General features: G+C 73.3%; 12 protein-coding genes and 1 pseudogene. 5 read left to right on the top strand and 8 right to left on the bottom strand.

What is annotated here, in order from left to right; all coding sequences use genetic code 11:
• The 4 genes and pseudogenes from ACFV04_RS41500 to ACFV04_RS41485 form a co-directional block, all read right to left on the bottom strand.
• Nucleotides 1-452 (bottom strand): annotated as a pseudogene (locus ACFV04_RS41500) (hypothetical protein); the annotation flags it as partial.
• Nucleotides 453-580: 128 nt separating this feature from the next.
• Nucleotides 581-1,468, bottom strand: coding sequence for an LLM class flavin-dependent oxidoreductase (locus tag ACFV04_RS41495; RefSeq protein ID WP_380349301.1), 888 nt, complete (start codon nt 1,466-1,468; stop codon nt 581-583).
• 290 nt (nt 1,469-1,758) lie between these two features.
• A complete protein-coding gene (locus ACFV04_RS41490) occupies nt 1,759-1,989 on the bottom strand; it encodes a hypothetical protein (protein ID WP_380536286.1) in 231 nt (76 codons plus the stop codon).
• Between the two features lie 537 nt (nt 1,990-2,526).
• Nucleotides 2,527-3,438, bottom strand: a complete 912-nt coding sequence (locus tag ACFV04_RS41485; RefSeq protein WP_380536284.1) for a serine/threonine-protein kinase — start codon at nt 3,436-3,438, stop codon at nt 2,527-2,529.
• Between the two features lie 116 nt (nt 3,439-3,554).
• Between ACFV04_RS41485 and ACFV04_RS41480 the strand changes: the two genes are divergently transcribed.
• From ACFV04_RS41480 to ACFV04_RS41465, 4 genes are all read left to right on the top strand, one after another.
• Nucleotides 3,555-4,070 carry an RNA polymerase sigma factor gene (locus ACFV04_RS41480; protein ID WP_380536282.1) on the top strand — a complete coding sequence of 172 codons (516 nt, stop codon included), beginning with the start codon at nt 3,555-3,557 and terminating at the stop codon, nt 4,068-4,070.
• On the top strand, nt 4,067-4,915 hold the full coding sequence (locus tag ACFV04_RS41475; protein ID WP_380536280.1) for a hypothetical protein: 849 nt from the start codon (nt 4,067-4,069) through the stop codon (nt 4,913-4,915). The genes ACFV04_RS41480 and ACFV04_RS41475 overlap by 4 nt, the downstream gene beginning before the upstream one ends.
• A gap of 94 nt (nt 4,916-5,009) precedes the next feature.
• Nucleotides 5,010-5,693: a hypothetical protein gene (locus tag ACFV04_RS41470; protein WP_380536278.1), complete on the top strand. Its 684-nt coding sequence runs from the start codon at nt 5,010-5,012 to the stop codon at nt 5,691-5,693.
• A 386-nt stretch (nt 5,694-6,079) separates the two neighbouring features.
• Nucleotides 6,080-8,608, top strand: a complete 2,529-nt coding sequence (locus tag ACFV04_RS41465; protein ID WP_380536276.1) for a protease pro-enzyme activation domain-containing protein — start codon at nt 6,080-6,082, stop codon at nt 8,606-8,608.
• 109 nt (nt 8,609-8,717) lie between these two features.
• Here ACFV04_RS41465 and ACFV04_RS41460 read toward each other — a convergent pair whose 3' ends face one another.
• Complete coding sequence (locus ACFV04_RS41460) at nt 8,718-8,936, bottom strand: hypothetical protein (protein ID WP_380349315.1); 219 nt, start codon at nt 8,934-8,936, stop codon at nt 8,718-8,720.
• A gap of 188 nt (nt 8,937-9,124) precedes the next feature.
• Here ACFV04_RS41460 and ACFV04_RS41455 point away from each other — a divergent pair, with 188 nt between their 5' ends.
• Nucleotides 9,125-9,991, top strand: coding sequence for an HAD family hydrolase (locus ACFV04_RS41455; protein WP_380536274.1), 867 nt, complete (start codon nt 9,125-9,127; stop codon nt 9,989-9,991).
• Nucleotides 9,992-9,997: 6 nt separating this feature from the next.
• Here ACFV04_RS41455 and ACFV04_RS41450 read toward each other — a convergent pair whose 3' ends face one another.
• The 3 genes from ACFV04_RS41450 to ACFV04_RS41440 all read right to left on the bottom strand — a co-directional run.
• Entirely contained in the window at nt 9,998-10,927 is a 930-nt protein-coding gene (locus ACFV04_RS41450; RefSeq protein ID WP_380536272.1) for a phosphate ABC transporter ATP-binding protein, read from the bottom strand.
• 22 nt (nt 10,928-10,949) lie between these two features.
• Nucleotides 10,950-11,861, bottom strand: coding sequence for a sortase (locus tag ACFV04_RS41445; protein ID WP_380536270.1), 912 nt, complete (start codon nt 11,859-11,861; stop codon nt 10,950-10,952).
• Nucleotides 11,858-12,045 (bottom strand): hypothetical protein (locus tag ACFV04_RS41440; RefSeq protein ID WP_380536268.1); only part of this gene is annotated, 188 nt, incomplete at its 5' end. The genes ACFV04_RS41445 and ACFV04_RS41440, both read right to left, overlap by 4 nt.

Below are 12,045 nucleotides of genomic sequence, written 5' to 3'. Positions count from 1 at the left end.
GAGCGGAGGTGGCCCTTGGCGGTGGGCGCGAACGCGGCGCTCTTGTCGGCGCCGACCGGGTCGAAGCCGACGTCGTCGATGCCGCAGACGTCCTTGGTCTCCTTGTAGACCAGGGTGGTCGCGGTGGTGCCCTTCACCGGGTAGATCCACTTCTGGCCGGCCGGCAGCGGCTCGTGGGTGCAGAAGCCCTCGGGCTCGCCGGACGCGCCCGGGGTGCCGGTCGGGGCGCCGGTCGGCGCGGGCTTCCCGGTGCCGGCCGGGGCGGCGGTGGTCGGGCCGGGAGCGGCGGTGGTCGGGGCGGCGGTCGCGGTGCTCGACCCGCCTCCCGCGCCCTGGTCCGACGAGTCGTCCGGTCCGCAGGCGGCCAGGCCGAGCGCGGCGGTGGCGACCAGAGCGGTGGCGAGCAGTCTCCTGGAAGCAGACATGGCGAAGGAACCCCCGTTGTAACGCATGATCAGATTGAAGGTGCGGCGGACAGACTAGCGTCTCACCCCGACGCCGGACCGGCCGATCACCGACCTGTCCGTCGCGGCCCTCTCCCCGGGGCGCCCCGGGGGAGCGGCGCCCCGACGGAACGGCATCAACCCAGCTGCGCCAGGCCCTCGGTGGCGATCCGCTCGAAGACGGCGAGGTCGTTCTCGAAGATCGAGTCGGGGACCGGCCAGTGGATCACCAGCTCGGTGATGCCCAGCTCCCGGTACGTCCCCGCCCAGTCGACGAAGGCGTCCAGCGACTGCAGCGGCTTCTCCGCCGTCGAGCCCTGGAGCAGGACCTTCTCCAGCTCGGCCACGTCCCGGCCGCTCGCCTCACAGGCCGCCGTCAGCTTGCCGATCTGCTGCGCGATCACCGCGGGCGCCTGCTCGACCGGCACGTCCGCCGGGCCCTTCGGGTCTCCGTACGTCACCCAGCCCTGCCCGTACTCGGCGGCCAGCTTCAGCCCGCGCGGGCCGGTCGCGGCGACGTAGAACGGCACCCGCGGCGTCTGCACGCAGCCGGGGATGTTCCGCGCCTCGACCGCCGAGTAGTACGTGCCCTCGCGGGTGGTGGCGTCGGTGCGCAGCAGTTCGTCCAGCAGCGGCAGGAACTCGCCGAACCGGGCCGCCCGCTCCTTCGGCGACCACGCCTCCTGGCCCATCGCCGTCGCGTCGTAGCCCGTGCCGCCGGCCCCGATCCCCAGCGTCAGCCGCCCGCCGGACACGTCGTCCAGCGTGATCAGCTCCTTCGCCAACGTCACCGGGTGCCGGAAGTTCGGCGATGTTACGAGCGTCCCAAGCCGCAGGCGCTCGGTCGCGGTGGCCGCCGCGGTCAGGGTCGGCATCGACCCGAACCACGGCTCGTCGCGGAAGGACCGCCAGGACAGGTGGTCGTAGGTGTACGCGGCGTGGAACCCGAGGTCCTCGGCCCGTCGCCAGATCTTCTGTCCTTCGGCCCACCGGTGGATGGGGAGGATCACTGTGCTGAGACGCATGTCATCGACCCTAACCGGGGGGAGGAGAATGCGTCCCGTCAGTCACGGGGCTGAACTGAGCGCCGAGCAACAAGATCGGCGTCCGAGTCCATCTCGCACAGCTCCGTAAGGGTGTGCACCTTGAGTCCTTCACCCCTCGCGAGAGCGTCGTCCACGAGGCCCTCAAGTCCGGAGCAGAGGATCTCGACAGCGTTGAAGCTGACCGTGGCCGGGCACCGCTGACGGCGCCAGGCTCCGCCCGCCCCAAGGGGCACCCGGTCCTGGATTCGCGGGTGGCGATCGGCGAGCCTTCACCTGGCGACCACCACGTCAGGGCCGAGCTGCAGCGCGGCCTTCGCGGCGCGCATCGCGTCCCGGACTCGTGCGGCACCGACGCGGGCTGCCGCTTCGCTTCGTCCGACGCCGAGCGTACGGGTGTCGAGGCCCACGCACAGGCGGCAGATGCCCGGCTGGGCCATCGGGTCGTGGCACTTGGCGCACTCGGAGTATCGGGCCGCTGCTGGGCGCACAAGGGCCTGCACGGGCGGCATCTTGCGTTCCAGGCGGTTCCGGAGCACCGCCACCTGATCCCGTCCTGGTCGCGCAGCGCGCGGACCATGTCCGCACGCAGCACCTCGGGGTCGCGGACCGGCGAGTCGTCGATGGCAGTCATCGGATTACCTGTTTCTGTCGGGGGCGTGCGACGCCCAGCTCGGCGCCCGCCAGGGACGCCAGCCAGGGCTGCCCGTCGTACGGACGGATACGCGCCGCCAGTCGGGGTGTCCTGGGGGGTCGACTCAAAAGCAGCCCTGGAGATCGTGCTGGACCCGTTCTCCGGGTCGGCTGGTGGGGCGTACTCATCGGCCGGGATCGCTCCACTCGAGCGGCCCGGAAGGTGTGCGATATACCCCCGACTCCCGTATGAAAATGGGTGGTTGGCCGCACTATGCGGACGAGGCTCGAAGGCGGTGGTCCTCCGGTCCGGCAGCGCAGTCGGGGCCTGCCCGTCCGGGCCCCGGTTCAGGGACGCGTCAGGGATGGGGACACGACCGCCGGTGCGGACCGGCTCCCCGTCGGATTCAACGCCGCAGCCAGCTCAGCAGGGTCGTCGACGTGAACACCGTGCCCGACGCCAGAAGGACCGCGCGCGGGGTCAGCCACGCCGGGCCTTCCGGGGGCCGGGACTGCGGGACCGGAGCCAGCAGCGCGTCCGCGAAGGCCCTGGCGGTCGGCGGCCGGTCCGCCGGCTCGACGGACATCGCGGCCCGGAGCAGCAGGGCGACGTTCGGCGGGAGCTCCGTTCCGGTGGGCAGCGCCGGCAGCGTCGAGGCGGTCGGCCGGCCGGTCATCAGGGCCGTGGCGCGCCCGCCCGGGCCGAACGGCTTCTGCCCGGTCAGCAGCTCGTAGGCCACCACGGCCAGCGCGTACACGTCGGCCCTCCCGTCGAACCCGCCGGTCTGGAAGGCCTGTTCCGGTGCCATGTACGCGGGCGTGCCCGTGGTCACCGTCAGTCCGGACGCGTCGGCCAGTTGCTTCGCGCTGCCCAGATCCGCCACCAGCACCGCGGCGGGCGCGGGGCCGGTGGCGAGCAGCAGATTGGACGGCTTGACGTCGCGGTGCACCACGCCCGCCTCGTGCAGGACCTGGACCGCGTAGCCCGCCTCCGCGGCCAGCCGCAGCGCTTCCTGCGGGTCGCACTGCCCGACCCGGTCCGCCAGGGTGCCGCCGCGTACGTAGTCCATGACGAAGTAGGGCCGGTCCTCCTGCACTCCGACGTCGTGTACCCGGACCACCCGCGGGCTGGCGATCCGGCGCAGCAGCCTCGCCTCCGCCAGGAACCGCTCCCGCACATCGGCGTTGGCGGCCCAGTTCTCGGCCAGCACCTTCACCGCGACCTCGGTGTCGAGCTCCGGATCGTAGGCCTTCCAGACCGTCGCGAAGGAGCCGGCTCCGAGCCGCTCCGTGAGGAGGTAACGGCCGAGCTTGCGCATGTGGCAGCATTCTGCCGGAGTCGGGGGGAGTGCGGAACTCCCGTCGACGGGTGGCAGGCCGGGCGGGACGAGACGGGGGGATCCGGGTGTTCGAGGAAGCCGAGCTGGAACGGCTCGTGACGACTGCTCAGGCAGGCGACCCGGGGTCGATGGAGTACCTGCTGGCCAGGCTGCGGCCGGTGGTGCTGCGCCGCTGCTCGCGTTTCCTGCCCCACCACGCCGACGCGGAGGAGGCGGCGCAGGACGCGCTGCTGTCCATCAGCACGCACCTGGGCAGGTACGGCGGCCACGGCTCCTTCCAGGGCTGGGTGACAGTGATCGCCTCGAACGCCGCCCGGTCCACCTACCGCTCGATGCGCCGGCGTGCCGAGGACAGCCACGCCGACCTCCCCGAGTCCGTCGACCCGCACACCACCAGCGTCATCGCCGGGACCCGGCTCGACCTGATGGAGGCGCTGGCCGCGCTGGAGCAGCGGCACCCCACCCTGGTGGAGGCCTTCGTGCTGCGCGACCTGGGCGACCTGACCTACGTCCAGGTGGCCGAGCAGCTGGACGCCCCGTTGAGCACGGTCAAGGACCGTATCGACCGGGCTCGCCACTTCATGCGCGAGCGCCTGGTCATCGGTCCGTGAACGGCGACCCCGCGGCGGGCGGCGGCCACGCCGTCGTCCGGCTCCGGTCCGCCGTCGCCGCCCTGGTGGCCGCCGCCGCGCTCGGGCTGGTGACCGGCCGGTTCGTCCTGCCGCCGACCTCCGGAGCCACCGCGCACCCGGCAGCGGGTTCGCGTGCCGCGACCGACGGGGCATCCCGGGGCGCGTCCGCTCCCGCGACTCCCGGCGGGTCCGTCCCGACGCCCGCGTCCTCGGCCTCCGGCTCCGCCCCGCCGACCGGTGCGACCGGGCCGGTGACGACCGCGAACCTTCTGGAACCGGCGGCGTTCAGCCCGGAGTTCGACATCGGGCGGATCCACGTCACCGACCGATACGGCGACGGGGCTTACGCGAACGCGGCCTGCACCGGCGAGAAGACCCTCGGTCAGACCCTGGGCGGGCCCGGTGCCCACTTCCGCGGGCTGATGACCAGCCCCCGCGCCAGCCCGGACGACCCCACGCTGGCCGCCGGCCGCGACGGCCAGGTCGCCCGCGAGGTCGCCGCCGAGACCCTGAGCCCTTCTCTGGCGCAGAACTTCAGCGAGCGCCTGCTGCTGGAGGAGGTGCCCTGCCAGGAGGAACCGCCAGGGCACTGGGTCTACGGGAGGACCACGACACTGCGGCTCGCCCCGGACGTCACCGCGAGCTGGATGGGCCTCTACCAGGGATCGCTCAACACCAGCGGCACAGCGCCCGAGGGCAAGGAACCCTGCGGCGGCATCGCCGTGCTGCGCAGCGGCAACCACTACGGGGTGCTGGAGGTCTACGCCTGCCTGGACACGGCCGCGATGGACCGCGTCGTCAGGACCGCTCTGTCACAGCTGTGAAACAGCCGGTCGAGGCTCCGGCTTTCCCTCCTCCGGCGGCATCTCCCCGGTTGTACGAGGACGCAGCAGGCGTCCCGACCAGCAGGGGGACCAGATGACCGAGAACCAGACCGTCCAGCAGAAGTCCGTTCGCCGCAACCGGGTCACCGCCGCGGCCTGCTTCGCCGCCGCACTGATCACGGCCAGCGTCGTCGGCACCCAGTCGGCCACCGCCGAAGGGGCCGCGCACGACGCCGCCCGCCCGACTGCGGTCGCGGCCGCCGCGCCCCGACTCGGCTCCGCCGAGCTCGTCCAGAGCGAGGACTTCCAGCAGGGCCTGAACCCGGTCGGCGCGACCGTTTCGCTGACCGGACGCCAGGGGCTGTCCGCCTGCTCCGGCGAGGAGACGATGCGCGACCTGACCAAGGACGGGGCCACCGCGTACGCGTCCGTGAACTGGACCTTCGACACCGACGGCATGCTGATCGAGTCGGCCGCGAGCGCCCCCACCGGGACCGACGCCGCCGCCTGGGAGAAGCAGCTCGTCGCGCTCGTCCAGGACTGCCAGGACGAGCCCGCCGGCCACTGGCACTACGGCGCGGCCCACACCCTGAACGTCACCGGCGGCACCGCCCGCTGGTACCCGGCCTACAACGGCGACGGCGCCGTCAGCGGCGGGGTCGCGGTCCTGCGCAGCGGCACCAGGGTCGCCGTCGTCGAGCTCACCCGCCGGCCCACCGACGCCCCGAAGTACGTCGAAGGCATCGCCACCGCAGCACTGAACCGCCTCTCCTCCTGAACGGCAGCCCCGCTCCGCCCGCGCCGCCGGGCGGAGCCGGCCCCGATCGCCACCGAAGCCCGGCTCGACTCCGCCGGGCGCGGCTCTGCTGCTGGGAGTCGGGAGCGGCGAAGGCCGTGGCGGCGGTGAGGGCCGGAACGGGGCCGAACCAGGGCCCGTCCCGGAACGACCGCAGGCGCCTGGTCTTCTGACCCTCGTTCCACCCGTGGACAGGGAGGATCACCGTGCCCAGTCGCATGCCGACGACCCTGTGCGAGGCGACTCCGGGACCCCCGCGCGGCGCTGAGGGGGTATTCGGTTGCGGGGGTGTCCCCGCGGCCTGATAGAACTCCCGTCGGACCTTCGTTCGAGAGTCCATCGGATTCATCAAATTGGGGGGAGCGCGGATGTCTCATCCGACGCCGAACGCCCGGCTGCCCTGGACGGCCAAGCCGCTGTCCCGCGCGGCCACCCTGGCCATAGCCACCGTTGCCCTGGTCACCTACGCCGGCCTGCCGGCCGCCCACGCCGACGCCCCGACGACGCAGCGCGTCGGCAGCGTGCCGACCGCCCCGGGGGACGCCACCAAGACGGCCGACCCGGCGGACGACACCCCGGTTCAGCTGAGCGTGCACCTGAAGTCCCGCAACGAGGCCGGCGCCAACGCGCTCGCCGCCGCGGTGAGCGACAGGACGTCGCCGCAGTACCACCACTTCCTGCAGACCGGTGAGTTCGCGCAGCGCTTCGGCGCCGACCCGGCCACCGTCGCCAAGGTCAGCCAGGCGCTCACGGCGCAGGGTCTGAAGCCCGGCGCGCTCGCGGCCGACGGCCTGACCATCCCGGTCTCCACCACCGTCGCCCAGGCCAAGAAGTCCTTCGACGTGGACCTGGCCGGCTACGCGACGCCCGACGGCCGGACCGGCTTCCTGAACACCGCCGCCCCCGCGGTGCGTTCCGACGTGGCCGGGGCGATCACCGGCGTCGTCGGCCTGAACACCCTGGCCCAGGCGCACAGCAGCCACGTGATCGGCGCCACCGGCCAGGCCGGCACGGGCCTCGCGCACCCGGCCGCGACGGCCGCCGCCGGTGCCTACCCGGCGATGTGCGGCGGCGCTGCCGCGGCGTTCCCCGGAAAGACGGACGGCAAGGACTACTTCAGCCCCTCCGCGCTCGCCTCGGCCTACGGCCTGAACGGCATGACCGACGGCGGCTTCGGCACGACCGTCGCCGTCTTCGCGCTGGAGGACTACTCGGACGCCGGTCTGAGCGCCTTCCAGTCCTGCTTCGGCACCAACGCCTCGGTGCAGCGGGTCCGGGTCAACACCGGTTACCAGGCCCCGCCGACCAACAACGGCGTCGGCGTCGAGACCGCGCTGGACATCGACACCGTCATCGGCCTCGCGCCGCGCGCGAACGTGCTGGTCTACCAGGGCCCGGACGCCTCGCGCGCCACCCAGGCGGACATCCAGAACACCTACCGTCAGATCGTCTCGGACAACCGCGCCCAGGTGGTCACCACCAGCTGGGGCGTCTGCGACCAGGTGATGGCAACCAGCGACCTGGTCGCCGAGCGGGACATCTTCCTGCAGGCCGCGCTGCAGGGCCAGACCGTGGTGGCGGCCTCGGGTGACGACGGCTCCAGCGGCTGCAACTACCTGAAGAACGCCGGCGCTCCGGCGAACATCACCAACCTGCTGAGCACCTCCGACCCGGCGAGCCAGCCGCTCGTCACCGGTGTCGGCGGCACGACCCTGAGCAGCAACGGCGGCACCGTCTCCGAGTCGGTGTGGAACCGCAACGGCGGCGCGAGCGGCGGCGGCATCTCCCGCTGGGCCCAGAACGGCGGCGCCTACCAGGCCGGCTTCTACGGCCCGGGCTACAACAACCAGTGCCAGGGCGCGGCCGGTACGGTCTGCCGTCAGGTCCCCGACGTGGCCGCCAACGCCGACCCGTCGACCGGCTACGTGGTCTCCACCGGCGCCGGCTCCTGGATGATCGTCGGCGGCACCAGCGGTTCCGCCCCGCTCTGGGCCGCCATCGCGGCGCACCAGAACAACCCGGGCTGCACCGGCCGGGTGGGCTTCCTCGCCCCCGCGTTCTACTACGCCGCGAAGCACGGGATCCCCGCGCTGAACGACGTCACCTCGGGCAACAACGACATCGGCATCCAGGGCGGCCTGTACGCGGCCACCTCGGGCTACGACATGGCCACCGGCCTGGGCACCCCGGACGCCGACAAGGTCATGAAGCTGGTCTGCAACCCGAACGCGGGCTACGACCGGACGATCGAGGCCGTGGAGAACGGCCAGCTGCACGAGGTCTACACCGATCTGACCGGCTGGCACGACGGCGTCGTTCCGGGCGTCACCGGCCTCAGCGCGCTGAGCTTCACCTACAACGCCAACGGCAACCGGGTGATCGAGGCCATCGAGAACGGTGAGCTGCACGAGATCTACACCGACAACACCGGCTGGCACGACGGCGTGATCCCGGGTCTGTCCGGCATCACGGCGATGAGCTTCAGCTTCAGCCCGTCGGGTGACCGCGTCATCGAGGCCATCAAGGGCGGCGAGCTGCACGAGATCTACAGCGCCTCCGACGGCTGGCACGACGGCGTGATCCCGGGCCTGTCCGGCATCACCGCGCTGAGCTTCAACTACAACACCTCCGGTGTCCGCGTGATCTCGGCCATCAAGAACAACCAGCTGCACGAGGTGTACAGCGCCTCCGACGGCTGGCACGACGGCGTGATCCCCGGTGTCACCGGCAACATCACCTCCCTCTCGGGCAAGATCACCCCCGGCGGTGACCGCGTGATCCAGGCCATCGAGGGCGGCAAGCTGTACGAGGTGCACAGCGCCGACGGCAACTGGTTCCACGCTCCGATCCCGGTCGACAACTCGAACGTGACCGCCCTGTCGCTGGCGCTCCACTAGGACGCCCGGGACACCCTCGGGAACCCGTGAAAGGGGCCTCCCGGCAGTTCGCACCGCGAGCTGCCGGGAGGCCTCCGGCGTTTCCGGGCACCGGCCCGACGACGGTCCGCTACGGGTGCGGGCGGGTGCGCTGCGCCGGGAGGCTCGGGGCGGCGGTGCGGCGGGCGAGGTCCGCGAGGGTGTGGAAGAGGACCTCGCCGATCAGGACCGGGTCGCGCGAGGTGCCGGTCGTGCCCGGGCCGGTCGTGTCCGGGCCGGAGGGCCCCGGGCCGGAGCGGTCGGGGCGGACGGTCGGGGGCGGCTGGTCACGGAGCTCGCGAGTGGGCATGGCTCTTCCTGCCGACGGGGTGGCCGTGCCCGGTTCCTGCCCCGGGCCGCGCCGGGACACCCGGGGCGATCACGGGATCGGCCGGAAAGGGCGTACGAAGGGCCGGATCGAGCCGAGCGCGGCCCCCGGAGCACCTCCTTGCCCGGCCCGGCCCCGGCGCCGACCGTGCCGGTGACCCGGCGGCGTCGATGGGCGAAGATGGACCGGTGACCGAACCCCGTACCGCCCCCCGCCTCATCGCCACCGACCTGGACGGCACCCTGCTCTGCTCCGGCGGCACCGTCACCGACCGCACCGCCGCGGCGCTGGCGGCGGCCGAGGCGGCCGGGGTGCAGGTGGTGTTCGTGACCGGGCGGCCGCCGCGCTGGATGCAGCAGGTGAGCCCGCACATCGGCGGTCACGGGGTGGCGATCTGCTCGAACGGCGGCGCGGTGGTGGACGTGCGGCGCGGCGAGCTGCTGGAGTCGTTCCCGCTGCCGGTGGACACCACGCTGGCGGTGGTCGAGGTGCTGCGGGCCAAGCTGCCGGGCACCGCGTTCGCCTTCGAGTACCCGGACGGCTGGGCCCGCGAGGACGGCTACGCGGTGCCGATGTGGGGCGACGACCTGGAGCACGCGGTCGGCTCGGCGGAGGAGCTGCTGGGGGCCGGCGGGCCGGTCCGCGGCCTGTTCAAGCTGCTCGCCAAGCACCCGGAGCTCGATCCGGACACCTTCCTGGCCGAGGCCCGCTCGGCGGCCGGGCACCTGGCCGAGATCACCCGCTCGGCGCCGATCGCGCTGCTGGAGATCAGCGCGCCCGGCGTCACCAAGGCCAGCACGCTGGCCGGCTGGTGCGCCGGGCACGGGATCGACCGCGCCGAGGTGGTGGCCTTCGGCGACATGCCGAACGACCTGGAGATGCTGGCCTGGGCCGGCACCGCGTACGCCGTCGCCAACGCCCACCCGCAGGTGCTGGCGGCGGTGCCGCTGCACACGGTGAGCAATGAGCAGGACGGCGTGGCGGCGGTGCTGGAGGAGCTGCTCGGGCTCGGCCGGCCGAGCAGCCCCCCGCGCTGAACACCGTTACCCGAAGCGCCCGTTGACGTAGTCGGAGGTCCGCTGGTCGCGCGGACTGCCGAAGACCTGCCCGGTCGGCCCGGCCTCGATGATCCGGCCCGGGGTGTCGTGGGTGGCCAGGAAGAACGCGCAGGTCTGCGAGACCCGCTGGGCCTGCTGCATGTTGTGGGTGACGATCACGATGGTGAGCCGCCCGCGCAGCTCGGCGATGGTCTCCTCGACCCGCCGGGTGGAGGTCGGGTCGAGCGCGGAGCACGGCTCGTCCATCAGCAGGATGTCCGGCGAGACGGCCAACGACCGTGCGATGCACAGACGTTGCTGCTGCCCGCCGGAGAGCGCGCCGCCCGGGGTGTGCAGTCGGCCGGACACCTCGTCCCAGAGCCCGGCCCGGCGCAGGCTGGTCTCCACCAGGTGCTGCCGCTCCTCCTTGGACACCTTGATCCCGGCCAGCTTGAGCCCGCTGGAGACGTTGTCCTGGATGGACATCGCCGGGAAGGGGTTGGGCCGCTGGAACACCATGCCGATCCGGCGCCGCACTTCGGCGGGGCGCCGGCCGGGCCGGTAGACGTCGTCCCCGTCCAGCAGGACCTCGCCGGAGAGGGCGGCGCCGCGCACCATCTCGTGCATCCGGTTGAGGATCCGCAGGTAGGTGGACTTCCCGCAGCCGGACGGGCCGATCAGCGCGGTGACCCCGCCCGCCGGCATGGCCAGCGAGACCCGCTCCAGCACCTTGCGGCTGCCGAACCAGGCGGAGACGTCGCGGGTCTCCAGCCCGGCCAGCGGTTCGCCGCCGGGGTGACCGTCGGCGTACGGCCGGTCCCCGTACGGGACGGCCGGGGAGGCGGGGGCGGCCGGCGCGGGGGCGACCGGGGGCAGGGTGAGGGTGTCGGCGGCCGGGTCGGTCGCCGGGTCGTCGGTCAGTGGTGCGTCGGTCATCGGTACGTCCTCCGGGCGCGCGTCAGTAGAGGTTGGGCAGCAGGGCGGCGGCGTTCTCGTAGACCGCCCAGAGCAGCGCGCCGACCACCGGCGCGAGGCTCAGGTACGCGGCCGAGCGCCGCCAGAACCGGGCCAGCACCAGGGCGCCGAACACGGCGCCGAGCAGGCCGAGCGACCACAGCTGCAAGGTGGCCAGCGCGCCCTTGTCCGCGGCCAGCGCCTTGTCGTACGGGACGGTCGCGGGCCGGCCGCCGGGGTTCTGTCCGGGGTCGCCGTCGAGCCGGGCGCCGATCAGCACGGTCGTGCCGGGGATCCAGTCGGAGTCTCCGGTCACCAGGACCAGCCGGTTGCGGGCCTGGTCGGCGATCGGGTGGTCGCCGTCGCCGTACGTGTTGACGGTGTAGGTGAACGTGCCCTGCCCGGTGGTGGTTTCGATCTTGTCGCCGATCCGCAGCCCGGACAGTTCGGCGAACGGCGCGCCGAAGGTGGCGCCGCGGCCGAAGACCACCGCGACGCCGCCCTGGCCGGGCAGGGCGGTGTCCCGGCGGTGGCCGGGGCCGCGCATCAGGTCCCGACCGGTGGTGCCCTCGACCACCACGGCCCGGTGCAGGCCGATCGCCGGGATGTCCAGCAGGGCCACCGGGTCGCCGTCGGCGGCCGGGCCGGTCGGGGCGACGGCCCGGGCCAGCTGGTCGCGGAAGGTCTTGTAGGCGGTGGACTGGTAGTGCCGCTCCTGGACGTGCGAGAGCGTGAACAGGTACCCGACGAAGCCCAGCACCAGCGCGGCCGCCAGGCTCACCGCCCAGGCGCCCTGGAGGAACCGCCGCCGTCCGGGCGGGACGGCGGGCGGGGCGGGGGCGGCCGTGGCGGCGGGCCGCTGCTCGGCCGCCGGGGCCGGCCGCACGTCCGGCTTCTCCAGCACCGGGGCGGTCACGAGGTGCCGTCCGAGCCGTTGCGGCGGCGCAGCAGCCGGCGGCCGAGCAGCGGCGGGACGAGCACCACGGCGAGCAGTTCCACCGCGGTGAGGGTGGACAGCGTCCAGTCCTCGGGCTTGCCGCTGACCTCGACCACGTTGGCCGCCACCTCGGTGGCGGCGCCGCCGCGGCCGCGGGCGACCA

This window comes from Kitasatospora sp. NPDC059599 (assembly GCF_042735125.1).
Taxonomy (GTDB): domain Bacteria; phylum Actinomycetota; class Actinomycetes; order Streptomycetales; family Streptomycetaceae; genus Kitasatospora.
This window is presented reverse-complemented; position numbering and strand designations above follow the sequence as displayed.

What these genes read in the sequence shown, in the direction of transcription:
- ACFV04_RS41485 (WP_380536284.1), bottom strand. Translation starts at nt 3,438, where the DNA reads ATGCGCAAGCTCGGCCGTTACCTCCTCACGGAGCGGCTCGGAGCCGGC.
- ACFV04_RS41495 (WP_380349301.1), bottom strand. Translation starts at nt 1,468, where the DNA reads ATGCGTCTCAGCACAGTGATCCTCCCCATCCACCGGTGGGCCGAAGGA.
- ACFV04_RS41455 (WP_380536274.1), top strand. Translation starts at nt 9,125, where the DNA reads ATGGGCGAAGATGGACCGGTGACCGAACCCCGTACCGCCCCCCGCCTC.
- ACFV04_RS41450 (WP_380536272.1), bottom strand. Translation starts at nt 10,927, where the DNA reads ATGACCGACGCACCACTGACCGACGACCCGGCGACCGACCCGGCCGCC.
- ACFV04_RS41470 (WP_380536278.1), top strand. Translation starts at nt 5,010, where the DNA reads ATGACCGAGAACCAGACCGTCCAGCAGAAGTCCGTTCGCCGCAACCGG.
- ACFV04_RS41460 (WP_380349315.1), bottom strand. Translation starts at nt 8,936, where the DNA reads ATGCCCACTCGCGAGCTCCGTGACCAGCCGCCCCCGACCGTCCGCCCC.
- ACFV04_RS41465 (WP_380536276.1), top strand. Translation starts at nt 6,080, where the DNA reads ATGTCTCATCCGACGCCGAACGCCCGGCTGCCCTGGACGGCCAAGCCG.